The organism is Mesorhizobium sp. LNHC221B00 (assembly GCF_000502935.1).
Lineage (GTDB): Bacteria > Pseudomonadota > Alphaproteobacteria > Rhizobiales > Rhizobiaceae > Mesorhizobium > Mesorhizobium opportunistum.
Window position 1 is genome coordinate 1 of the sequence record NZ_AYWR01000042.1, and the last position, 23,266, is coordinate 23,266.

At 62.3% G+C, this 23,266-nt stretch carries 22 protein-coding genes and 2 pseudogenes; 11 read left to right on the top strand and 13 right to left on the bottom strand.

What is annotated here, in order from left to right:
- From X741_RS137610 to tssA, 8 genes are all read right to left on the bottom strand, one after another.
- The coding region (locus X741_RS137610) for an FHA domain-containing protein (protein ID WP_023780772.1) at positions 1 to 753 on the bottom strand (753 nt) is incomplete at its 3' end.
- On the bottom strand, positions 750 to 1,817 hold the full coding sequence (gene tssG / locus X741_RS137605; RefSeq protein WP_031250712.1) for a type VI secretion system baseplate subunit TssG: 1,068 nt from the start codon (positions 1,815 to 1,817) through the stop codon (positions 750 to 752). The genes tssG and X741_RS137610, both read right to left, overlap by 4 nt.
- Positions 1,781 to 3,655, bottom strand: coding sequence for a type VI secretion system baseplate subunit TssF (gene tssF / locus X741_RS137600; RefSeq protein WP_023780774.1), 1,875 nt, complete (start codon positions 3,653 to 3,655; stop codon positions 1,781 to 1,783). Before tssF ends, tssG begins: the two co-directional genes overlap by 37 nt.
- A 1-nt stretch (position 3,656) precedes the next feature.
- Positions 3,657 to 4,409: a type VI secretion system baseplate subunit TssE gene (gene tssE / locus X741_RS137595; protein WP_023780775.1), complete on the bottom strand. Its 753-nt coding sequence runs from the start codon at positions 4,407 to 4,409 to the stop codon at positions 3,657 to 3,659.
- Positions 4,396 to 4,845 (bottom strand): Hcp family type VI secretion system effector, encoded by a 450-nt coding sequence (locus X741_RS137590; RefSeq protein ID WP_023780776.1) that lies wholly within the window; start codon positions 4,843 to 4,845, stop codon positions 4,396 to 4,398. The genes tssE and X741_RS137590 overlap by 14 nt, the downstream gene beginning before the upstream one ends.
- An 82-nt stretch (positions 4,846 to 4,927) precedes the next feature.
- A complete protein-coding gene (tssC, locus tag X741_RS137585) occupies positions 4,928 to 6,433 on the bottom strand; it encodes a type VI secretion system contractile sheath large subunit (RefSeq protein ID WP_023780777.1) in 1,506 nt (501 codons plus the stop codon).
- A 3-nt stretch (positions 6,434 to 6,436) separates the two neighbouring features.
- Positions 6,437 to 6,973, bottom strand: coding sequence for a type VI secretion system contractile sheath small subunit (gene tssB / locus X741_RS137580; protein WP_019859789.1), 537 nt, complete (start codon positions 6,971 to 6,973; stop codon positions 6,437 to 6,439).
- Positions 6,974 to 6,978: 5 nt separating this feature from the next.
- The gene (tssA, locus tag X741_RS137575; protein WP_023780778.1) at positions 6,979 to 8,154 is read right to left on the bottom strand and encodes a type VI secretion system protein TssA; all 1,176 of its coding nucleotides are present in this window, start codon (positions 8,152 to 8,154) and stop codon (positions 6,979 to 6,981) included.
- Between the two features lie 332 nt (positions 8,155 to 8,486).
- Between tssA and tssH the strand changes: the two genes are divergently transcribed.
- The gene (tssH, locus tag X741_RS137570) at positions 8,487 to 11,324 is read left to right on the top strand and encodes a type VI secretion system ATPase TssH (protein WP_023780779.1); all 2,838 of its coding nucleotides are present in this window, start codon (positions 8,487 to 8,489) and stop codon (positions 11,322 to 11,324) included.
- A gap of 621 nt (positions 11,325 to 11,945) precedes the next feature.
- Positions 11,946 to 12,161, top strand: a complete 216-nt coding sequence (locus tag X741_RS137565; protein ID WP_031250713.1) for a hypothetical protein — start codon at positions 11,946 to 11,948, stop codon at positions 12,159 to 12,161.
- A gap of 189 nt (positions 12,162 to 12,350) precedes the next feature.
- On the opposite strand, the pseudogene X741_RS137560 reads toward X741_RS137565, so the two are convergent.
- Positions 12,351 to 12,632, bottom strand: a pseudogene (locus X741_RS137560) (EAL domain-containing protein); the annotation flags it as partial.
- 294 nt (positions 12,633 to 12,926) lie between these two features.
- On the opposite strand from X741_RS137560, the gene X741_RS1000000169325 reads away from it, so the two are divergent.
- Positions 12,927 to 13,277, top strand: coding sequence for a hypothetical protein (locus X741_RS1000000169325; protein WP_084018956.1), 351 nt, complete (start codon positions 12,927 to 12,929; stop codon positions 13,275 to 13,277).
- On the opposite strand, the gene X741_RS137550 is transcribed toward X741_RS1000000169325, so the two are convergent.
- Entirely contained in the window at positions 13,160 to 13,867 is a 708-nt protein-coding gene (locus X741_RS137550) for an SOS response-associated peptidase (protein ID WP_023780783.1), read from the bottom strand. The genes X741_RS1000000169325 and X741_RS137550 overlap by 118 nt on opposite strands.
- A 3-nt stretch (positions 13,868 to 13,870) precedes the next feature.
- The gene (locus X741_RS137545; protein ID WP_156937970.1) at positions 13,871 to 14,158 is read right to left on the bottom strand and encodes a hypothetical protein; all 288 of its coding nucleotides are present in this window, start codon (positions 14,156 to 14,158) and stop codon (positions 13,871 to 13,873) included.
- 134 nt (positions 14,159 to 14,292) lie between these two features.
- Here X741_RS137545 and X741_RS0136220 point away from each other — a divergent pair, with 134 nt between their 5' ends.
- The 7 genes from X741_RS0136220 to X741_RS01120 all read left to right on the top strand — a co-directional run bounded on the left by X741_RS0136220 (position 14,293) and on the right by X741_RS01120 (position 21,427).
- Entirely contained in the window at positions 14,293 to 14,502 is a 210-nt protein-coding gene (locus tag X741_RS0136220) for a hypothetical protein (RefSeq protein ID WP_031250715.1), read from the top strand.
- A 194-nt stretch (positions 14,503 to 14,696) separates the two neighbouring features.
- On the top strand, positions 14,697 to 14,957 hold the full coding sequence (locus tag X741_RS1000000171290; RefSeq protein WP_023780785.1) for a hypothetical protein: 261 nt from the start codon (positions 14,697 to 14,699) through the stop codon (positions 14,955 to 14,957).
- A 22-nt stretch (positions 14,958 to 14,979) separates the two neighbouring features.
- Positions 14,980 to 15,387 (top strand): hypothetical protein, encoded by a 408-nt coding sequence (locus X741_RS01000000167315; protein WP_023780786.1) that lies wholly within the window; start codon positions 14,980 to 14,982, stop codon positions 15,385 to 15,387.
- A gap of 714 nt (positions 15,388 to 16,101) precedes the next feature.
- Entirely contained in the window at positions 16,102 to 18,654 is a 2,553-nt protein-coding gene (locus X741_RS137535; protein ID WP_023780788.1) for a caspase family protein, read from the top strand.
- Between the two features lie 17 nt (positions 18,655 to 18,671).
- Positions 18,672 to 18,938, top strand: coding sequence for a hypothetical protein (locus X741_RS0136235; protein ID WP_084018958.1), 267 nt, complete (start codon positions 18,672 to 18,674; stop codon positions 18,936 to 18,938).
- Positions 18,939 to 19,152: 214 nt separating this feature from the next.
- Positions 19,153 to 20,181 carry an OmpA family protein gene (locus X741_RS137530; RefSeq protein WP_245272809.1) on the top strand — a complete coding sequence of 343 codons (1,029 nt, stop codon included), beginning with the start codon at positions 19,153 to 19,155 and terminating at the stop codon, positions 20,179 to 20,181.
- Positions 20,182 to 20,188: 7 nt separating this feature from the next.
- A complete protein-coding gene (locus tag X741_RS01120) occupies positions 20,189 to 21,427 on the top strand; it encodes a caspase domain-containing protein (protein WP_084018959.1) in 1,239 nt (412 codons plus the stop codon).
- A 53-nt stretch (positions 21,428 to 21,480) separates the two neighbouring features.
- Here X741_RS01120 and X741_RS137525 read toward each other — a convergent pair whose 3' ends face one another.
- Positions 21,481 to 22,017 (bottom strand): hypothetical protein, encoded by a 537-nt coding sequence (locus tag X741_RS137525; protein ID WP_023780792.1) that lies wholly within the window; start codon positions 22,015 to 22,017, stop codon positions 21,481 to 21,483.
- A gap of 212 nt (positions 22,018 to 22,229) precedes the next feature.
- On the opposite strand from X741_RS137525, the gene X741_RS137520 reads away from it, so the two are divergent.
- Complete coding sequence (locus tag X741_RS137520) at positions 22,230 to 22,733, top strand: OmpA family protein (RefSeq protein ID WP_023780793.1); 504 nt, start codon at positions 22,230 to 22,232, stop codon at positions 22,731 to 22,733.
- Positions 22,734 to 22,817: 84 nt separating this feature from the next.
- On the opposite strand, the pseudogene X741_RS1000000170600 reads toward X741_RS137520, so the two are convergent.
- Positions 22,818 to 23,266 (bottom strand): annotated as a pseudogene (locus X741_RS1000000170600) (hypothetical protein); the annotation flags it as partial.

A 23,266-nucleotide genomic window follows, 5' to 3' on the forward strand; every position in this document is an offset into this window, starting at 1 on the left:
CGCCGGGTCGGCGCCGCCGTTGGCGAGAGGCGGAGCCGCGGCCGGCCCGAAGCTGAAATCGTCATCCAAGCTTGTCGGCTTCGCCGGATGGCCGGACGCATCGTTGCGCGAAGCCATTTCGCCGAACCCGAACGGATCCGACCGACTTGGAGCAGCGACATTACCGGATTGCGACGTCGCCACCGGGTCGAGGCTGAACGGGTCATCAAAGGCAGGCGAACTGCGTTGGCTCGATGCGCGGTCATAAGCCCCCGGAACAGGCTGCTCGAACGGGTTCGGCAAGTCCGCCGGGCGTGGCGGACGCGGTTCTTCTTCGACCTTGGCCGAGAAGAAGTCGTCGCCGCCGATGCTGGCAGGCGTTCGCGCTCCCGGCGACGACCACGCAGGCGTGGGATGGCCAGCGACAGGGGCTGGGCCGACCGACGTCGGGTTCGCTTTGGATTGGACCTCGACGTGGAAGACATAGTCGCCCATGCGCAGCCGCATGCCGCTCTGCAGCCGCATCGACCTGCCAGGACCCAGTGGGCTGTCGGAGTCATCGACGAACAATCCGCTGCTCGACGTGTCGGTAACGAAATAGCCATCCCGGTCGCCGCTGATCTTGCAATGCGCGCGCGAGACGAACATGTCCGGGTCGTCGATCTGCCAGCCGGCATCGGCGCTGCGTCCGATCACCAATTCGCCGTCGTCAAGCCGGGTCTGCCTGACCACTTGCGAGCGCGGGCCTTGTTCCAGCGTCAGCAGCAGGCTCATACGGCCGCCTCCGCCATTTCCGGCCGCCAGCCGACGATGGTGTGCAACCTGAGATCGTCGGCGTCACCCTTGTCGGCGGGACGCGCCAGCCAAGCCGTGCGGCCAAGCTGGACAGTCCCGACCCGTGGCGGCGGCACGGCGTAGCGCGCGAGCACGATGCGCAAATCGACGTCGAGCGTCTCGCCGATCATGTCGCGCACCGCCTTCTTGAACAGGCTAAGACGTCGTTCGCCGGGCAGGAACGACCTGAAGTCGTCGAAGCTCAGCGGACCGACGCGCAATTCGATCCTGCTTTGACGGCTGAACACCCGTGGCCCGATCGTCGCCCCGCGATCGAGCCCGGCATGGGTCTTGCCGAGACGCGTCTGCAGTGCCTTCGGTATGGTGATCCAGGTGGCGACGAATTCCTTGATCTGCACTGGCACCTTGAAGGCGGTGGCGAGAAACAGCGTCAGCCGCTCGACGCCGTCGGCCTGGCTGGCGAGCGATCCAGCCTGCCGCAGCCGCACGGCGTCGAGTTCGGGATCCTGCGTGCCGGGAAGACCGATCCCGGACATTGCCTCCAGCATGGCGCGAACACGCCCGCCGACCGACCGCTCGGCCTGCACCGCCGGGTGCGCGTCAGCCCAGGCGCGATAGTAAAGGGCTATCATGCGGTGCTGCAGGATGTTGACGAAATCCACGAAGGTCGTGTCGCTGGTCTGCTCGGCATCGGCCCCGATGAACCAGCGCTGCGACAGCCGGTCGAGCACCCAGCGTGTCAGATGCAATGGCATCGGTCCTTCCGGTCCAAGCAGCCCGAGATTGGCGACGGTAACACAGGCAGGGGCCATCTGCCCCGCGTCCTGGAGCTTGACGACGTCGCGGGCCGAGAAGCTCAGGCGCACATGCTGGCCAAGTCTTGCCGGCTCGAGGTCGGCGGTTCCGGAATGGCCGAACAACCCACCGCGTTGCTCCAGGCGCCGCAGCAGCTCAAAAAAGTCGGAGCTCTCCAGCAACGGCGCGGCCGCAACCGTTGCGGGCTCCGCTAGATCAGGTAGCGATTGCCGGGCGTCATCGGCCATGGCACATCCTCCTGCTTCTGCAGCAACCGCGTGCGGGTCCGCACAAATCCGTTTATTCCTGCATGACGAGCGAACAGCCGCGAAAGCAGGGCCGAAAGCAGCAGCGAACTTTGCCCCGCCAGCACGGACTGGTCGACATGCAACGTCACCTCGGTGCCGCGTCCAAAACACATTGGCCCGTCGATCTGGAGCCGCTCGACCACCGGCCGTGAGTCGATGCGCACGATCGAATGCACGTTGCGGGCGAGGCTGGGATCGCCTCGATCGGCATAGAGGTCGAGCAAGGCATGCAGCGGATCGACGCCACGGCCTTCGTGGGCAAGGCTGAGGAAGTTGAGAGAGAGCTGCGCCACCAGCCGCCAGGCGAGATTGTCGGCGCGGGATTCGCCGGCCGCGCTGGCAGGGAGGGATGCCGGGATTGCCGGCTGCGGCGCCCGCAGCGCTCCAAGCAAGCGCACCGCTTCGACCGGATCGGCCGTCTCCAGCGTCAGCGTCGGTGTGTCGTCCAGAATTGCCAGGTCGCGGTTGGTGCACAGCGCCGTGATGTCGAGACGCTTTAGCGGCCGGTTCGGGAAGCTTCCCGCCGGCCGCGAGACGGCGATGAAGACATCGTCGCCCGTGTAGGAGGTGCGGGTCAGGCCCTCGCGCCGCTCGTCTTCGGTGGCGCGGCGCGGACGTCGCTCGGTCGAATAGACCCAGCCGCTGCCGCGGTTCTGCCCCAGGCTGAACAATTCGGGAATTGTGGCCTCGCCGCTCTCGGCGTCGGCGTCCTCAACCCGGGTGACCCGGAAGATCTCGAAATCCCGCGCCCGGGTGCGGTCGGCGTGCAGCACCTGACGCGTTTTGCGTGGATCGATCTCGATGACGTTGCATTCGCGTTCGAAGAGATTGATGACCGGTGTCACGAACAGTTCGAAGTCGGCGACCGTCACATCGGCGAGTTCGGGCACCGGACGCCGGAAAAGGAAGATGATCTCGATTGCCGCATCGCACTTGCGCACCACCGGCTGAAGGCCGGCGGCCCGCACATAATGGAAGCGCTCCGGGATCATGAAATATTCTCGCAGCAGCCGGTATCCCTCGAAGGTCGGACGGGTGCGCGGCATCAGCGCTTCGTCGTCGCGGATGCCGATCATTTCAGGCTCGGGCAGCGCCGTCAGGGGGGTTGTCTTGCCTTGCGCCCGCGCGCCGAGAGCCGAGCACGCGCCGAAGATTGCATCGAAAAGCAGGGGCGCCCTGGCACGCCCGGCGAGATAGAGGTCGAGACGGTCGAGCGACAGTTCGCTCAGCTTGCCCTTCCCCGTCCGGGCTAGGGTGACGCGAAACGCCGCCTCGCCGCGCGCGTCGCCGATCGGCGCGATTCCAGCGGCGGCGAGCGCGCTGCGATCCTGGAAATAGCTGACCGAGGTGATAGCGATCGGCCACAACGTGACCTCCTGCGCGGTGGTGAAGGTCGAGCGCGTCGAAAGCCCCGGATTGAGGCCTGAGACCAGTCGTGTGCCGCGCGCGACGGCGTGGCCGGCAATCATCGACTGCACCTGCTGGCCGGGTTTCAGCACAGCCATCGCCGTAGCCGGCGCCGGCGTCACTAGATCGGGGTAAAGCACATCGAGCACGGCGCGCGAGAAGCGCGAGCGCTCCGCGTCGACCTTCAGACGGGTGCGCGCGGCCAGGAAGGCCACGCCGTCCAGCAGCCGTTCCACATAGGGATCGGGACATGGGACCGTGTCGAGGGAAAGATTGCGCGCGACCGCCGGATGCATGTCTGCGAATTCCGCGGCCAACGCCCGGATATGGGTCAGTTCTTCTTCGTAATACTCCAGGAAGACCCGATCCATCTCAGGTCTCCCGGAATTCTGTTCGTGCCAGGCCGTTGTCGAGATTGATCGTGGTGCGCAGCCGCATACGCTCCGGTGTCGGGGCCATGATCAGCACCGCGTCGATCTCGATCTTGAGGCCGACGGTTTTGTCTCCGAGCGTGACGTTGACGGTTGTGGCGCTCTCCTTCAGGCGCGGCTCGAAGGTGGCAAGCACCGCGCGGATTTCACGCGCCAGCACATCGCGGTCGAAATCCCGCGAGGAGCGGCCGGAAAAGGACGGAACGCCATAATTGACCACGCTGCGGCGCACCTCCGGAAAATCGGCGAGGGACGGCAGTTCGTCCAGGGGCTGCTCGTGCTCGGCATCGGAAAGCATCGGTATGGATTCGAAGCGCTCGGTATTGAACAGGGCCTCGATGTCGCGCCGCACGGCTTCCCTCAGCACGCGTGCCGAAACCACCACGCCTCGGCTTTCGATCTCGGCGCGATACTCGGTCTGGAAGACCAGCCGGTGTAAGCGCCGTCTCTGCTCAGGCGTGAGTTCGTCGTCGGTATCGATGGCGCGTGCGCTGCCGCCAAGGAGAGCCTCGACGCGTTCCGCGCCGAGTTCTTCATCCAACTGGCGGCGTAGTCCATCGATCTCAGACGCCAGCCCCGGCAAGTCGTTGACAAGGCGGTCCCAGAACGAGGGCTGGACCGCCTCGCGCTTTGTCCGCGAACTGCCGGCAAGCTGCGACTTGGCGACAGGCCGCCTAGCCTCACTTGCCGACATAGACGTCCATTTCGATCTCGTCGTCCTTGTCGTAGACGAACTTGATCTTCTTGTAGGCGAAGCTGACTTCTTCCTCGATGAGATCGGCCTCGTCGGGGGCCTGCCGCATATCGTATTCCATGACCGAGGCGTCGGTGAGCGTCACGACCAGATAGTCGCTGGTCTCGCCGTCAATGGTGCGACGTGCCGAGAACACCACCTCGTCAAGCGCCTTGTTCTCAAACAGCGCCTTCTTCAGGTATGGCGACGACTTGTCGTAGTGCTTGATGAATTTGATCATTCCCATCGACACGCGGCCACGTCGCGACAGCGAATTCGGGTCGTAGGGCGCGATCATCTTGTAGTCGACGCCATGCACTTCGATCTCGTCTTCATGGCCGTCGCGCTTGCTCGGGCCCTTGATGTCCGGAACTTTCAAAAAACCGTCGATCTTCATCGAAGGAGCATCGCTTCTCTCTGTGGTCGGCATTGTCTTTCTCCACCGCTTTCAAACGAAACAAGATGACTTCGCTGCGACTTCACCCCTTCACCGACGGCAGTTCCGATACCAGCCGGAGGGAAGCATTGATGCCTTCCAGCTGGTAGTGCGGACGCAGGTAGAAACGGGCATTGTAGTAACCGAGCCGGCCTTCGACGCTGTCGACCTGAACCTCGGCCGCGGCAAGCGGACGCTTGGCCCGCGCCTTGTCGTCGGCGAAGGCCGGATTGGCCAGCACGTACCGGTTGATCCATTCGGTCAACCAGATCTCCATATCGGTGCGTTCCTTGAACGAGCCGATCTTGTCGCGCGCGATCGCCTTGAGGTAATGCGCGAAACGCGACACCGGGAAGAGGTAGGGCAGGTTGGCGCTGAGCCGTTCGTTCGACTGGGCGTCGGGGTCGACCAGACGCCCGGCGCGCGTCTCGTCATCCTGGAGCGAGTGCGCCCCGATGAACGCTGCGAGATCGGTGTTCTTGCGGTGCAAGATTGGCATCAGGCCGAGCTTCGCCAATTCCGCCTCGCGCCGGTCGTCGATGGCGACCTCGGTCGGGCATTTCATTGCGATCGACCCGTCGTCCGTCGGGAAAGCGTGCACCGGCAGGTTAAGCACCGTGCCGCCATTCTCGACGCCGCGGATCTGCGTTCCCCAGCCATAGAGCTTGTGGCTGCGGTTGATGTTGACGCCCATCGGGAAGGCGGCATTCATCCAGACATATTTGTTGTGGTCGCCGCCGACCTCTTCCTCGAAAGTGAAACCCTTTACCGGGACCGTTTCCGAGCCGTAGGGCAGGCGCGCCAGCACGCGCGGCATGGTGAGCCCGATATAGCGGGCGTCCTCGCTCTCGCGCAGCGACTGCCATGAGGCATAGGCCGGGTTGTTCACGATCATTTGCAGGTCTTGCGGGTTCGGCAGTTCCTGCCAGCTGTCCATGCGGAACAGCCGCGGCGAGGCGGCGGCGATGAATGGCGTATGCGCCGAGGCACAGACACCCGAGATGTTGCGCAGCAGGCCGACGTCGCGCGGATGGTTGGAGAACTCGTAGGCGCCGATGATGCAGCCGATCGGCTCACCGCCCAGCATCGAATACTCGTCCGTGTAGACTTTTTTGAAGATCGGGCTCTGGTCCCACATCTGGCCTTCATAGTCTTCCAGCGTGTCGGCCAACTGCTCCTTGGAGATGTTCATCACCCGGATCTTCAGCTTGGTATCGGTCTCGGTGTTGTTGATGAGATACCAAAGGCCTCGCCAGGTGCCTTCCATCTCCCGCACTTCGGGGGCATGCAGGATCTCGTTGACCTGCGTCGTCAGCATCTTGTCTATGCCCGCGATCAGCGACTTGACCGACTTGATCGCGTTGGACGAGATGGTCGTCGTCTCGGAGCGGGATTGAGCGGCCAGCGCCAGGTTGCGCACCAACTGCTGCAGTTTCTCGCTGTCGTCCTTCTTGACCTTAAAGTCCTTTTCAAGAAGGCCGCTGAATTCGCCAAGATCGATGGCTTCGGCCTCGGCGGTAGCCGCTGCGGTCTTTTGCTGTTCGGCCATGACTTACTCCTCGCCCTTGCCGTCAGAAATCGCCTGGCCGGCGATCTTGCTCAGCAGCGGCTCGTTGTTCAGAAGCTGCGCGATGCGCTTTTCGGCATCCACCCGGCCATCCATGAAGCCCAGCAGTTCCTCGAGTTGACGCCGCATCTTGAGGATCTCGGCCAGTTGCGGCACCTGCTCGGCGATCTTGTCGGGCGCGAAATCACCCATTTTGGAGAATGTCAGATCGATCGCCAATTCCTCGTCCCGCTCGGCGCCCTCGGCTTGCGGCAACGTGTTCTTCACGCGCGCCTTCACGCGTGGTCCCATTGCTTCCATGAATTTGGGGAAGCGATTGGCGTCGGTTTCGACGAAATTGCGGTCCAGAACCGACTTCGACGCTTCCTTGGTCTGCGAGGCGCCCGAAAGGTCGGCCATGACAGCCATGACGAACGGCAACTCGATCGTCGTGGGGCTGCCGTAGGTTTCGACGTCGTAGGCGATCTGCACGCGCGGGGCGCGGTTTCTTTCGATGACCTTGGCTTTGCTCTCTGCTGGCATGCTTGTTACCTTTCATCCTTCTGGGCCGGCTTCTTGGGATCGGCGACACCGGCAAGCAGCCGGAATTCCTTCAGCCCCGACGGGGCGAGATCTTCCATCAGTTCCACGAAATCCATGTGCACCATCCTGCGCACCCGCCGGGCGAGATGCGGGATGGGACTGGACGGTTCGGTGCGGTCGTAGAAGGCGACCACGAGATCGAGGCATTTGACGACCTCGTCGCGCGAGTTGATCCGGTCAGGCAGGCCGGCACCGGGTTCCACAGAGCTTGCCACAGTTGCCATCGTCTCGGCTCCATGACGGTTTTGGGTGGGCGTCGATGCCGGTTGAGCCGGCTGTGGGGCAGGTTTTGCTGCGCCGTTGGCCCTGGCGCCGGCGCTGGAATTCCGCTCCAGCGTGGTCAGCAGGCGCTGCAGGAACTTCTTCAAATCCGGAACCGCCGCGCCGTTGCCGTCGATACGGGCATTGAGAGCGGTATCCACTGCCTCCAGCGCCGCAATCGCGGCGCGCGCATCGGCCAAAATTGTCGTGACAGCGTCCGCGGCCTGATCGACCTGCGCCGCGCATCCCGTGCGCACCCGGTTCAGCAACTGGTTGTGGGCGGCCGTCAGCGCCGCCTTTTCGGCGGTTCCCAGGCCAGAGGCAGCTTCCTGGAGCATGATGCGCTCGTCGAGCGCTGCCTGTTCCAGGTCTCGCCCGCTGATCGGCCCGAGGGCGCGCGGTGAGAAGAAGACGGTCTGCCGCAGGTTTGCCAGCAGACCTTCCTGGCCGTTCTGGAGGTCGAGCAGCGCATTGACGCGCCGCAGCGCCGCGTCGCGGGGCGTGGCACTCGTGCGCAAAGCCGGATGCATGGTGTCCCAATACTGGTCGAAAGTCTTTGCGATCAGGGTCAGTCCCTGGGTGAGGCCGGCAAGCTTCTCTTCATTGGCCAGCGCGCGCGTGACGATGACCAGAAGGCGCAAATCCCGGCCGCGCGACCGCAATTCTTCCGATTTGTCGAGGACGGCAGCCCAGTCGACCGAGCTGGTTGACTGCGAAGCCTTGTTGCCGCCGTCGTGCACGACCTTGAGCTGGGCTTCCGTGAGCCGCTCCAGCTCATGAAAAGCCGGGTCGTTGCGCAAATCCTCTCCCGACGGGTTCGTACCGTCCAGAGGCTTCAGCCAGAGTGCGAGATCAATCACACCTACCCCCAGCAAAGGGCCCTGTGACCCAAGTGACGTGACGTTATCATCGGTGCCATGCCACGACAATTGAGCACTTCTTCAAAAACTAACAGAAGCTGAATGCTCCAGTTTTCTTTCAACCAAACCCATTGCGCGATTGGCGGGCCGCGAACGGGAAGTGGCCCGCAAGGTTCGGACCGCAATCCACGTTTATGGCAGGAGTTTGCAGGGCTTGTGTAACAACGCGGTGCCGCCCAAACAGGGCCGGAGGGCCTCGTTCGGCACACGGCTTTGTAAAGCAGACGCTTCTATGGCAGGGTAGGGGCAGCAGATTTCGGGGGCAGGTTCAAATGGAACAGCGCCGATCGTCGCAGAGTTTCAAGCGCAAAGAGCTCGTTGCAAAGCTCAATCCCACGGGGATGCGCGCCTTCAAGGCCGCCGCGGACACGGCCAAGCTGCGCGGCAATCCCTATGTCGAGCTCGTCCATTTCGTCCAGCAACTGGTGCTGTCCGAGCGCTCAGATGTGCAGATGATCGTCGCCGATGCCGGGCTGGATGCCAGCCGGCTGACGGCCGATATGACCCGCGCCATCGACAAGCTGCCCTACGGTGCGACCTCGGTGGAGGAATTCTCCGATCACATCTTTCACGCCATACAGGAAGGCTGGAGCCTGGCCACGCTGGAATTCGGTGTCGAGGAGGTGCGCAGCGCGCACATTCTTCTCGCCTGCCTGAAGATACCTGTGCTGGAAGGGCTGGTTTCGAAAATCAGCGCCGAATTCGACAAGATCGATGCCGACGGGGTCATTGCCCGCTTCGCCGACCTCACCGAGGGCTCGCTCGAAGCCAACTCACCTCCGGCCGCGGCTGCGGCCGAAACACCGATGAAACGCGGCCCGGGCGGGGATTCGGCACTCGCCAAATACGCCACCGATCTGACCCAGCGCGCCCGCGACGGCAAGATCGATCCGGTCGTCGGCCGCGATCCTGAAATCCGCCAGATTGTCGATATCCTGATGCGGCGTCGGCAAAACAACCCGATTCTGACCGGCGAGGCGGGTGTCGGCAAGACGGCGGTCGTCGAGGGCTTTGGCTTGCGCATCGCGCAGGGCGACGTGCCGCCGACGCTTCAGAATGTCAGCGTACGCATGCTCGATGTCGGGCTGATGCAGGCGGGCGCCAGCGTTAAGGGCGAGTTCGAAAAGCGGCTGAAGGCTGTCATCGACGAGGTCCAGGCCTCGGAGACGCCGATCATCCTCTTCATCGACGAGGCGCACACGCTGATCGGCGCCGGCGGCGCGGCGGGAACCGGCGATGCGGCCAATCTCCTCAAGCCCGCGCTCGCGCGCGGCGAGCTTCGCACCATCGCCGCCACGACCTGGGCCGAATACAAGCAACATATCGAGAAGGATCCGGCGCTGACCCGTCGATTCCAGGTGGTTAAGATCGACGAGCCTTCCGAAACGGTGGCCGTGCTGATGTTACGTGGTGTCGCCGGTGTTCTTGAGCAGCACCACAAGGTGCAGATCCTTGACGAGGCGATCGAAGCCGCCGTTTCGCTCTCGCACCGCTACATTCCGGCCAGGCAACTGCCGGACAAGGCGGTTAGCCTGCTCGACACAGCCTGCGCCCGCGTTGCCGTATCGCAGCACGCCACGCCGGCGGAGGTGGAGGACATTCTGCGCCGACGCCAGGCGCTCGAGGTCGAGGAAGGCATCATTGGCCGCGAAGCAGCGATCGGCATCGAAGTGGCCGACAGACAGGCTCGCGTGCAGGCCGGGTTGGCGGAAACCGAGACCATGCTTGTGGCAACGCAAGCGCGCTGGGATCGGGAGAAGGCGCTGGTCGCCCAGATTCTCGACCTGCGCGCCAAACTGCGTGGCGAGGGCATGCCGCTTGACGCGGTGCATGGCGGGGAAGCTGCTCCGGACGAGGCTGTCGCCGTGCCTGCTGCAGAGTTTCATGAAAGCAAGGCAGCCGGGGGCCAAACGCCGGAACCCATGACGGCTGAACCCAAGGGCCCGAAGACCAAGCCCGGGAAAGCAAAGGCGGCAAAAATGGAGGCCGTCGCAGCGCAGGAGCGTGTCGCTGTGCCGGATTCCACTGCTGATCTGGCACGGCTGCGTGCATTGATGGCGGAACTTGCCGAGGCGCAGGGCGAGACCCCGCTGATCCTGCCGTCGGTCGATCGCAACGCCGTGGCTGCTGTTGTCCAGGACTGGACAGGCATCCCGACGGGACGGATGCTGTCCAGCCAGACCGAGAAGGCGCTCAAACTGGCCGCCGCCTTGTCCGAGCGCGTTGTCGGTCAGGACCATGCGATGGAGATGATCGCGAGACGTGTGCAGACCAGCCGCGCCGGCCTCGGCGCGCCGGAGAAGCCGGTCGGCGTGTTCCTGCTTTGCGGCCCCTCAGGCGTGGGCAAGACCGAGACGGCCTTGGCGCTTGCCGAAACGCTTTATGGCGGCGAGCAGAACCTGATTTCGATCAACATGTCCGAATTCCAGGAGGCCCACACGGTCTCGACGCTGAAGGGCGCGCCACCCGGTTATGTCGGCTATGGCAAAGGCGGCATCCTGACCGAGGCCGTGCGGCGCAAGCCCTATTCGGTAATCCTGCTCGACGAGGTTGAGAAGGCGCATCCGGACGTACACGAGATCTTCTTCCAGGTCTTCGACAAGGGCATGATGGATGACAGCGAAGGCCGCCGGATCGACTTCAAGAACACGCTAATCCTGCTCACCTCGAATGTCGGCTCCGAGGTTATCATGGACCGCACGAAGAGCGGCACCTTGCGCACCGGCATGGACGATCTGGACACCGCCTTGCGCGGTCCGCTGCTTAAAGTGTTCCCGGCCGCTTTCCTCGGTCGCGTGGTGACAATTCCCTACCATCCGCTTTCGGACGCGATGATCGAGGCGATCACCAGGCACCAGTTCGGCAAGATCGCGCGGCGCCTCAAAGCAACAAACGATGCCGAGCTGGTGATCGGCGACGGCGTGATGGACATGGTCAAGGCGCGCTGCACCGAGATCGAATCCGGCGGACGCATGATTGACGCCATCCTCACCAACACGCTGCTGCCGGAACTCAGCCGCGGCGTGCTCAATCGCTCGCTGGAGGGCAAGAAGATGACAAAGGTTACCGTCGGTGCCTCGTCGGAAGGATTTACCTACTCTTTCGAATAGAGCTCGTTGGCGAATTGAGCTCGTTGGGCCGCTCGTGCCTTAGCAGCGGCCAAAACGCATTCCTGCGACTCGCTAATCCAATCATCGGCGTAACGGCACTGGCGACAGGCACTGTGGGACGACAGGGAACGATACGGTCAAATGTCTGATTTTGACCCACGAAAAAGCCAATTCATGTCGGCTCGCCTCGTACCGGAGAAGACCCGCCACCGAGTTTAGGCGGACTTTCCGGCTACTTCCCGGCAAGTCACTCCCGCTCAGATTTGACCTCACATGGCCTGCCGGGCGCACGCAATCCAGGCATTATCCTGTGTCAGTCGCAAGGGAACCGATGGCCAGGGTGGCTCCCCCAGCGTCCGTGAAAACCACTCCTGCTTCCTCGAATGCTTGTCGTATCGCAGCCATTTTGTTCGATTTTGGTGTCCTGAGTCCATTCTCGAAATCGCGTATCATTCCCTCGCTCACGCCGCATCTCGACGTGCACGATGTTCGCGGCCCCGGCAAAGGCCAGATGCCAGGCAAATTCCGCCGTCACACGCGGCCGGGGAACATTTCCTCTTGCTTGACGTTTTGCGCCACCCTCGTACAGCAAGGATGGCCATGCATAGTCGCAAACCGGTGATGGCCGCGCTCGTCAAAGAGATCGACGCGGTCCGCCTCAGCATCTCGCTGCTTCAAATCGATCAATACAGAGACGCACGACCCGGGAGAAGCGCATGGCGTTCCGGCTATGAGCTGAACGCCCAAAAGGCCCGCCTCGCTCGCCTGGAGACGGTGCTCGCGAGCTATCCGTCGGCACCGGCAGCCCGGAGATTGGAACATCAACAGAGTGAGTGACAAGCAACGCGGCAACGTTTCTATGGAAAACGGCATGGGAGGCAGGCGCAACCACAAAGTGGAGGTTCTGGGCGACGGGTGCTCAGCTCCTCTCGGCCAGGAAATGTGCTGGCCGATTTTGACCGAGTGCCAGAACCGCACGCCTGCCACAAGCCCGTTAAGGGCCACCCGAATCCGCATTCGGCGGCCTCAGGCGGAAACGCGCCTTGTTGCGCCCGTTATGAGATTCTCGATCTCTTGCTTGGGCACGGGCCTGGACAGCAAGAATCCCTGTAGCTGGTCACAGCCGAGTTTGCGCAGAAAATCGCATTGGCTGTCAGTCTCCACACCTTCCGCCGTGGTGCTGAGGCCAGTGGCGCGGGCCAGGTCAATTATCGCCTGAACAATAGCCTCGTCTCCATTTGAGTGACCAAAGCCCTGCACAAAGCTTCGGTCGATCTTAATCCGGTCGACTTCCAGGGTCTGCAGGCGCCAAGGACGGCTCCGACGAAACCGAACGCCTCCGCAGAGATTTGGGACGACAGGTGAAGGAGGAGACGAACTTGCCCGGGCGGTGATCGGCCTGACAGGGTGAATAGTTCGCTGGAATGCATACGAGCCCTGGCCGGCTTGGGTGGGCATGCTGGTCGCCCGAGCAGGTCATATTCATTTTTACTAAAACTCCAGGAACCGATTGCTGCTATCCGATTTGACTCCGGTCAGGGAGTCGCAAGTGCATGCGTAAACCGGAAGGCCAACTCGCCTTTCATCGCGTTCCAATCGCCAATGCTGGTTCTAAACACGCCCGAGGAGGCCGACTGGCTGCATGAAATCAAATATGACGGCTACCGGACGGAGCTTGTCGTCGAGGGCAGGCAGGCGCGCGCATTTACCCGCCGGGGCTACGACTGGTCGCACCGCTACAAGCGGATTGTTCAGGCGGCGGCGCAGCTGCCCGTCAAATCCGCGATCCTCGATGGCGAAGCCGTTGTTCTGGGCAGCACCGGCCTGCCGGATTTTCAAGCTCTTGAGCGGGAACTGGGGAATGCGAACTCGCATAGGGCAGGGTGGTCGTTGGGCTGCTTGTTGATGACGCTCGAATTCACCTCGCGGCCGACGCGATTGAACTGCAACTGATCGTCGATGTCGTGGCTTAGGATGTCCTTCAAGCTGTCCTTCGGCGTCGCCGGATCCAGCCATTCGTCATAGTAGGCCCGGTCCAGGATGAGCGGCTGCCGATCGTGCAGGTTCTGCATCACCTTGCCGGCCGGCTCGGTAATGATCGTGCAACTGGTGATCTCGAGATTGGAATTATAAGCCCAGAGTCCGGCGAACGAGAACGGCGCATGTCCGGGCAGATAGATATGCCATGGGTCTTTCTTGCCGTCCGCCGGCGAAATGGTCCATTCGTAGAAGCCGTCGGCGGGGATCAGGCAGCGCTTGGACTTGAACGCATCCCGGAAGGCCAGCGCTGTGTCGATGCCTTCGATCCTGGCGTTGAACATCGCCGCCTTGGGCATCTCCTTTGCCCAGAACGGCACCAGCCACCCTCGACCAGTGCGCAGCTTGTGATTGCCGTCGTCACCAGCCGTGACGAAAGGGACTTCATCAGTAGGCGCGATGTTGTAGCGGGGCGCATCATTGCGGCCGATTTCTGCCGGTGCGGTTAGCCGGTAGAGGCGATGGATCTCCGACCAGGTTAGATATCTCGTGTAGCGACCGCACATGCCTCAATCGACCAATTCGAGAAGAAGATGGTTTTCCGGCACTACATCCGCAGGCCAATCGGCACAGCACGCGGCAATCGCGGCCTTGTTGGCCTCCATCCAGACAGCAGCTGCTCCGTCCTCTTCCGCAGTGGGTTCTTCATCTGGGGCAAAGCTGGCATCATCCCAGCCCTCCAGCGCAAACACACCATAGGCCGCTTGTTCGGCCGAGATACCGGCTGTGGCAAACACAGCCTCGGCCGCCTCGATGCCGCGCTCGCGCTCTTCCGGCGAAGCGTTCTCGATCTCCAAGCGAAGCCGCATTGCTCGCCTCCCTGTGGCTATCCTGCTAACAGTGAACGAAATGAGAACAAAAGAGTCAAGCACCTCTAGACCCGGCAGGAATATGTTCCTTATTCCTGTCCATATCTGAGCAGGAAAGGGCCATGGGAAAGCGCCAAAACGCGCCGGATGGCGAAGCTATGTCGGATTTGGAATTGGTGGCTCATCAGGCACTTGCTGCTGCCGACGGAGATGCTGTGGTTGCCTTGCTTAATGTGCTGGCCAGATGCGCCCGGCTCGAGCGCGACCTGGCGCTGTCGCGAGGGGCGGTCTCGAACGGCTTTTCCCGTGGCTGGCACAAGGCGTGTTCTTGATATGGTGGACACAGCCGAAGACAATTTCCGGATCGAGGTCTGGGATAGCGAGGAGAAGACGCACCTCGAAACGATCTGTCGATCACCCGATGCAATGGTCAGCCAGGCGGCATTGCAGGCGGCGATACGTCGTCGGCCGGGCATGCTGCTGATCCACTACAACAGCCGTCACATTATGGAAAACGCCAGGCGAGGTGAAGATCCTTCCTCAGACGATCATCAACGGCAGCATCCATGCAGGACTGGACGTCGCCCTTGACGACCTCCGCGAATGGCACACGTTGCGAGCTTGGTGCAAGAACTGTTCACATCATGCCGAGGTGAAGCCGGCAGGGCTGATCCGCAGATATGGCAAGGGTGCGCTGTTCTGCAGTGTCGAAAGAGCGCTGTTCTGCACGAATTGCGACAGGGGCGGACCCGTCAGGCTGGAAATTCACAAGCTGCCGCGAAACTGAGAGGATTTGGAAAACGCACGACTTGATCGCCTTCTTGCAGACGAATGCCTCGCTGGTTCTGGCCAACCCGGTCGCATTTACAATCTTCGCAATCCTTTTCGGATCGGGAGGCTTTGCCGTGGGCCGCTATTTTCTGACCGAGCGCATCGCCAATCTGGAAAGCCGCATAGCGCGGCGTGACGACGAAATCGAGGCGCTGAAAAAGTGTCGCGACAAGACGGCAGCGCCGTCATTAGTCCCCGTCATCGGCACATCGGCACATCGGCAATCGGCGAGAACGAAGCAACATTATTGCTGGGAAAATGGCCGGACCGGCGTCAGCCAGGAACAGCATCGGCGCCATGGCGTCAACGTCGTGGCTAAGCTGTGGCTGGTGGGGCAGTCATCTTCTGGAGTTGTGACAGGCTCCTCTACACGAAACCGCAATTGAACGTTATCCGTCTCGCCGGCCGCGGTCAGGTGCCCGTCGAGGTTGGTGACGGAAGCGATCATCGTCCGGGCCTTCATCTCGCAATGTTAGCCAGACCCCGCAAGCGGCACCGCCATACTGGCCAACATCGCCAGTGTTAGAGGCTCGGCAAACAGAACCCAGCCCACAACATGGTGACCGGCGGGCTGTGGAGCGAACCCGAGAACGATCGGGCGTAAGGTGTAATAGAATTGAAACACACCGATGTGCCGGGTGACATGCGCGCGAAACGCTTTGGAGCGATCGTCTAGCTTCACCAGCGAGCCGAGGAGCGTCGCCGATGACACCCCGACCGGATTCGACTGTCCGGCACAGTTTTTGCCAAGTCGTCCTGATGCGGTTGACGACCACCGTCCGGTTCCAAGAGCGGCTGCTCGCGATCGACGAAGCTCGTCGAGCTTTGTTCCCGGTGCGAGACATGGCCAAGCAAGTGCCAAGCTTGTGGCGAGCCGTGGCTTTGTCGTGCATGGACTGGATCGTGCCGACATCCCTCCGCGTCCCTCCGCCCAGCTTATTGCGGTACCCCCGCCACTGGGGTATTTTAACAGCTGGTTGGGTGCGGCATCCATCGTGGGTGCGGCCCTGCCGCTTCGGCAGATCGTGAAGTCTTTAACAGACCAGGTGTCGCAAGCTGTATCCTGCAGCCGACAGGTCATCAGCAGTTAAGGATGAGTCATGCTGCGATATTGTGCGTTCATTGCGGCCCTGATCCTCGCGAGCTTCACGGCGTTCCAGGCTTGTGCCGATCGAAGGGTTGCCCTTGTCATCGGCAATTCCGAATACCGCGAGATTCCGGCCCTGAAGAATCCGGACAAGGATGCCGCGGACGTGGCGAACACCTTCCGGCTGGCCGGATTCGATGTGTTCGTCGCCAAAGACCTCACTAAGATCGAATTCGAAAAGCAGTTCCGCAATTACCTAGCGGCGGCGGACGGCGCCGATCTGGCGATCGTGTACTATTCCGGCCATGGCTTTCAGATCGGCGGTGAAAATTTCCTGATCCCGGTCGATGCATCGCTCAAGAACGCGGCCGACATTGAGGTCCAGGCCGTCAAGCTCGACGATGTGCTCCAGCAGTTGCGAGCGAAATCGAAGATCCAGGTGATCATCCTCGACGCCTGTCGCAACAATCCGTTTCCGCGCAAGGACTATTGGTTGCGAGACCAGCTGATCACTGCCGGCGACACCGGCCTTGCGCAGGTGAAAAGTTCGCTGAACACGCTGATCGCGTTCGCCACGGAGCCCGGCGCGGTCGCCTATGACGGGTCCGGCGACCTCAGTCCGTTTTCATCCGCCTTCTCGCGCCGCGCGCTGGCGCCGAACCAGGAGATACGCTCGGTCATGGCGGCCGTCCGCCGCGACGTGGTCGAGGCCACCAAAGGCGCGCAGGTTCCGTGGGAGAACTCCTCGCTGATCGATGAGGTGGTGCTGATGCGCCGCGCCAACCGGCCAGCCTTGCCGCCGCTGCTGGAAAAGACTGTGCCGTCGGGCGTCGGACCTGTCGCGCTCGACCTGCCGGTGCCGGTCGATGTCGATGGCGGCGCGGTCACCATCAGCATCGAAAGACCGCCGGCGCTGGGGCGTCTGATCCTCGACGGCAAGCCGGTCGCAACCGGCGAGCCGATCGAGGGCAAGGATCTGCCGCGGCTCGCGATGGACGTGCCGAAGGGCGCCGACGCCGAGGACCAGGTCGATATGCTGGCCTATGCCACCCATGACGCATGGGGCAGCGGATCGCAGGGTATCCTAGTGTTCCGGGTCAAGAACGGTGAGGGCGCGGAGGGCAAGCAGCTTGTGGCTTCGCTCGAGTCGGAGCAGAAGCAGGAGGTGCTGGAGCGCGGCATCCATATCGCCGGCGCCGCCGAGGCGATCGAGAACCGCGACGTCAACATTCCAGTCGGCGTCGGCCCGGTTCCGCTGAGGCTGGATTTCCCGACGAAGGATCCCGGGGTCAGCCTGAAGCTTGCGAGCTATCCAGCGACCGGGACGCTGTCCTTGCCGAACCGGACCTTGTCGCCACAATCGAGCCTGATGGCCGATGAAGTCGACCAGTTGCGCTACGAACCTCAGATCGGCGCAGTCAAACCATTGATAGTCGGCTTCGAAATCAGGGCCGACAACGACACGTCGCCCAAGGCGGCGACGATGAAACTCTCACCGAGCGTCGAGCCCTGCGACAGGGAGGCTGGCGAGCCTCTCGACCTGCAGGGCGTTGTCCCCGGCTTGTTGCCAAATGAGATCAGCAGCAACGCCGTGGATGTCTGCCGGGCGGCGGTGAAAGCATATCCGGACGTCGCCCGTTTCCGCTACGAGCTCGGGCGGGCATTGCTGGCGGCTGGCAAGATCGACGAGGCCAAGAAGGCTATCCAGGAGGCTGCCGACCGGGGGCATGTCCGCGCCGTGTTCGAACTCGGCTATATCGCTTCGTCCGGCATAGGAACGGCCGTGGACCCAAGCAAGGCCAACAGTTTCTATGCAAAGGCGTCCGACAAAGGGGATCCCTATGGAATGACCGCCTGGGGACGGGCCCTGTTCAATGGTCTCGGCGTCCAGCGCGAGACCGGCAAGGGTCTGGACCTGCTGCTCAAGGCAGCGGCCATGGGGCATACCTACGCCATGAACGATCTCGCCGCGATCTTCACCGAAGGCCGCAATGGCGTGCCCGCCGACCCATCTCGCGCCGTTGCCTTTCTCAAGGCGGGCGTCGAGCGCCAGGACATGTATTCGATGAATATTCTCGGACGCAGCTATCTCAGCGGACGTGGCGTCGACAAGAATACGAAGCAGGCGCAGGCCCTTTTCCAGAAGGCGATGGACCTTGGCCAGCCTTATGCGCCCGGCAGCCTTGGGCGCATGTATCGGGACGGGGTTGGCGTGACAAAGAACCTCGACGAAGCGCAGCGGCTTTTCGAGCTTGCGAGCGCCCGCGGAGACTATTCCGGCGCGTATGACCGCGCTGCTCTCGAAACGCAGAAAGGCGACAAATCCGACCAGGCCGTCGCGGTGCGCTATCTAGCGTTTGCGGCAGGGCTCGATCTTCGCAACGAGCTACCGAGCGCGCGGACAACTCTGGCGCAGTTCGGCTCGAAGTCGAAGACGGCTGCCTTGAAGCAGCTGCGCTCGGAACTCAAATCGAAAATCCCCGCGGGCGGCTCGGTAGACGATCAACTGATCCGGACGGCCAGAGCCGTCTGGGAGCAAGCCAATCCGCGTCGGGACCTGTTCTGATCAACAAGGAGGCAATTGTGGGCACGGCATTGAAGCAGGCGGTCATCGCAATATTGCTATCCTTTGCGGTTGCTGGGTGTACGACTGTGACGCCCAGGTTCGAGCCGGCGCCGACAACCAAACATCCTACCAAGCACGTTCGCGTGACGACCACGCCGAAGGTGATCAAGCAGAAGAAGGTGACTGCCAAGGAGCTGATCAAACCGGCCAAGAACGAAACCGTACCCGTCATTGTGCCAATAGGTGGTGGCGGCAATGGCGGCGGTGGTAATGGCGGGTGGTGACAACGTCCTCGACGCACGATGCTTTTCCGACGTGTGGTGACTGGTGCCACCTTTTTTGCATCCCGCTGGAACCGCTCGCCAAGCTAAGACAAGTGCTCTATGCTCCCGCCTCCTGCGGTATCGAGATAGGTTGTCCTGGCGAGGGCGTTCCATGTTCGAAGTCGTCGCACTCTGTCAAATAATGCGCGCGAAGGCAGTAGCCTGGAGCTTGGTCGTGGCCGCGCTGCTGGTCTTCGGATCGCAAACCGCGAGCGCCCAGCCGAACTGGACGCTCGATCCGTCCGCCTCGGTGCTCACCTATCAGTCGGTCAAGAAAAACACGATCGTCGAGACCAACAAGATCAGGAATATCACCGGCTCGCTCAGCGCTGCGGGTGATGCCAAGGTCAGCTTCGATCTCAATTCGGTCGACACGGGCGTCGACCTTCGCAATGTGCGCATGCGCTTCCTGTTCTTCGAAACATTCAAATATCCGACTGCCGAGCTGACGACGCGGGTGGACCCGGCCGCCTTTGCCGACTTGCCGGCCAAACGCCGGATCACGGCAACCTTGCCGTTCCGGCTGAGCCTGCATGGCGTCGACAAGGATCTGGAAGCGAGCGTCGTCGTTACCATGATCAGCGACATTCAGGTTTCTGTCGCGTCGGAGGCTCCCGTCGCCGTGCATGTCGAGGATTTCGGCCTGCTGCCGAACGTCGACAAGCTGCAGCAGGCCGCCAATGTGACGAACATCGTGCCGACCGCGTCGGTTTCCTTCGATTTCGTCTTCACCGCCGACGGTGGCAAGCCGGCCGCGGTGCAGACCGTCGCTGCCGGCGCCGCCGATGTCGGACCCGTGGCCACCGACGCCGCGAAGTCCAATTTCAGCGACGAGGAATGCCTCAACCGGTTTGCCGTGTTGTCCCGCACGGGCGCCATCTACTTTCGCCCCGCCAGCGCCCGGCTCGATGCCAAGAGCCGTCCTCTGCTCGCCGAAGTCGAAGGTGTCGTCGGCAAATGCCCGACCCTGAAGGTTGAGGTGTCGGGCTACACGGACTCGGATGGCTCGCCCGAGGCAAACAAGGTGCTCTCCGAACGGCGCGCGCAGGCGGTTGCCGATGCGTTGATCGCCGATGGCGTGCCGCGTCTTCAGATCAGTGCCGCCGGCCATGGCGAGGAGAGCCCGGTTGCCGCCAACGACACGCCGAAGAACAAGGCGCTCAACCGGCGGATCGAATTCTCCGCCATGAAACTCGCGAACTGAGGTCGGGGTGGGCTCCCGGATAATCGCGTTTTACGCAGTCTTACTTCGCGGCGCTGGCCTTGCCGCACTTGTCCTGCTTTTGACTTTGACGGCCGCCAGTGCCGAGCGCCGTGTCGCGCTGGTGCTCGGCAACTCGCAATATCAGCACGCCGCGCCGCTCGCCAATCCTGCGCGCGATGCCCAGGCGATGGCCGAGCGCCTGCAGAACCTTGGTTTCGAGGTGGTCTCCGGCTTCGACCTCACCAAGCAGCAGACGCAGACCACGGTCGCCCAGTTCGCCAAGCAGGTGCGCGGCGCTGATGTGGCGCTTTTCTTCTATGCCGGCCATGGCTTGCAGGTTTTGGGCAAGAACTACCTGCTTCCGGTGGATGCCGCGCTCGAGGATGAGACGTCGCTCGACTTTGAGGCCGTGTCGGTTGATTTCATTTTGCGCCAGATGTCTCGCGAGACAAGCATAAGGCTGGTGTTCCTGGACGCATGTCGGGACAATCCGCTGGCCGACGTGCTGGCAAAGACCGCCGGCATCAAGGGTGCAAGCAGTGGCCTCGCGGAAATTCCGATCGAGAATGGCGGCGCCGGAACGCTCGTCGCCTTCGCCGCCAGTCCCAACCAGCTCGCCTATGACGGGTCCGGCGAACACTCGCCCTTCACGACGGCATTGCTTCAGCACATCGGGGAATCCAATGTCTCCATTACCGAGGCGATGAACAGGGTGACCAGCGACGTCTTCAAGGCGACCGCCCGCAAGCAACGCCCCTGGATCAATGTCTCCTTGACCACCGAGGTCGTCCTGCACAAGGTCGATCTCAACGCGCCGCTGATCGTGGGCGAGGCAAGCACCCTGCAAGCTGAAGCCGGTTCCGAAACGCGCAACACCGACGCTTCGTCGGGCCAGAATGCCGACCAGCTTGCGCTTGATACCCTGCGTGCGAAAATCCCGAAGCTGGCTACCGACGGTCCCATCCTTTTCGATCGTCCCGTCAAGTTCGGCGACCCGTCGATCGACGGCAAGAGCTTCGCCCAATTGATCAAGAGCGAACCGCTTTTCAGTCCGGTGGAAGGCCTCGACAAATCGGTCTGGGAGGGCAAGCACTGCGACACCTGCCATGAGTGGAATGAGGCCCGGCTTTGCGAGCAGGCGAAGAATTTTGCCGCCAACGACGTCTCGGTCCTGCGCCTGCAGCATCCGCTAGGTACCCGCTTCAAGGTCGCGCTCGCCAGATGGGCGCAAGGCGGCTGCCAATGATGCCGGTCTGATGCCGGCCATGGCGGACGGCGCGCAGGGATCGGCAAATGCCGTTACGCCTCCATCTCCGCCATCTGGATGCCCATTTCGACGAAGGCCGAAAGCACGTCAAACCGGTCGGCCAGCGAGGCGCGGGCCAGTCCGGCCAGAATTCCGGCATTGACGGCATGAGCGGCAGGAAATCCGGTCGCCACCATGTCGAGGGTCGGGTCGCGCCATACCGCTGCCAGGGCGATCCAGGCCGCGGGCGTCGCCGGAGGCAGGTCCAAGGCCTTGCTCAAGACTGCCTGATGGTGAGGATTATCCGGTTCGCCGAGGCGGTCGTGGACAAGCGCAAGCAATTCGAGGTCCCGGTCCGCGAGGAGCTCGGCGAGATTGCTCAGGCATTCATGTCCCCACCGGACGGCGGCTCGCTCGGGCAGGAGGTAGGCACAGAACGTGACTGCTTCTTCTGGCACGCGCCCGGCAAGCAGGGTTCGGCAAAAATCAAGCGGCGGCTGGCCGGTGGCCAGCGATTTCATGTCCCTGGCGATGGCGGGACAAGCAAGAAACAGAAGCCGTGCCGTTCTGTAGCCGAGTTCATTGGCCATGGCTGCTACGCCCCAAGAGCCGTCAGAACAGCACTCAAGCCTGTGGCCGGGCGCCGGTCAAGCGTCAGTTACCGGCAGGTGGCGGCCACGGGCGGCATGCGTTTGTTCACAGACAACCGCTTCCCGATTTGGTATGATACGCGTCAGCGAATTCCTCTCAGATAGGAGTGACGGTCATGCGATGGGGCAGTTCAGCCTTGGCATTGGCGGCCATGCTTCTTTCGGCGCACGCCTCCGCCGATCCGCTTCCAAAATCGGAAGACATCGTGAAGTTCTTTGCCGGACAGACCGGCAATCTGGGTGCCGCGCGCGGCATTTGCGTCGGCACAGAGGAAGAGTGCAAGAGCAAGGCCGAGAAGGCTGGCTCGGCTCAACAAAAGACGAGTCTCGACATGATGATCAATTTCGCCCTTGATTCCGCGCAACTCGACCAGACGGCGCGCGCCGAACTCGATGAGTTCGCCAAGGCGCTGAAAGACAATCGGCTGAGCACGTTCAGCTTTGTCGTTGAAGGCCATACCGATGCAACCGGCCCGGATCGCTACAATCAGGATCTGTCGCAGCGGCGGGCCAAGTCAGTGGCCGCTTTCCTCGAAGCGAACGGCGTCGAACCGGCGCGGCTCGAAGCGATCGGCCTTGGCAAATCCCATCCGCGTGTCGCCAATCCCTACGATGCGGTCAATCGGCGCGTGGAAATGCGCATCAGGACCGAGTAGGCGATCGCCGCCAGGCCGATCTGTCAACAGCGATAGCGGCAAAAGGAAACCAGTCCAACGCGGGTTCCCTTCGAGTGCCCGTGATCAATATCTCATCGCGCCGCCGATCGCGACACCACTGCCGAAAATCAGCGCCTTGGCCAGGGAGTCAATGGTGTCTCTCGGTGGCGGCTCGTCGCGCATCACAGCCTCCCTGTTGCGCCAGCGCTCGACGATCTGGCGTTTCTTGCGTTGTTTCCGCTGCGCCACCGGCTTGAGCGTGCGGGTTTTCTGCACGACCTGTCTCTTCGGTTGTGCGGTGAGGACCTGGTCGGTGGCCGAATTACGAACGGCTGAGTCGGTATTCGCATCGTTCGTGTCGAGAGCCGCGACCTGCTTGCCCGCCGTCGGTTTCTTCAACTCGTCGATGTTGAGCTTCGCCACCGTGGCGAAACGGCCGTTCGGGAACTCGTCTAGATAGGCCTCGTAATAGGGAATGGCATTCTTCTTCGAAGCTTCGTCCCAAAAGCGCTGCTCGACCTCCCAAGATGGCG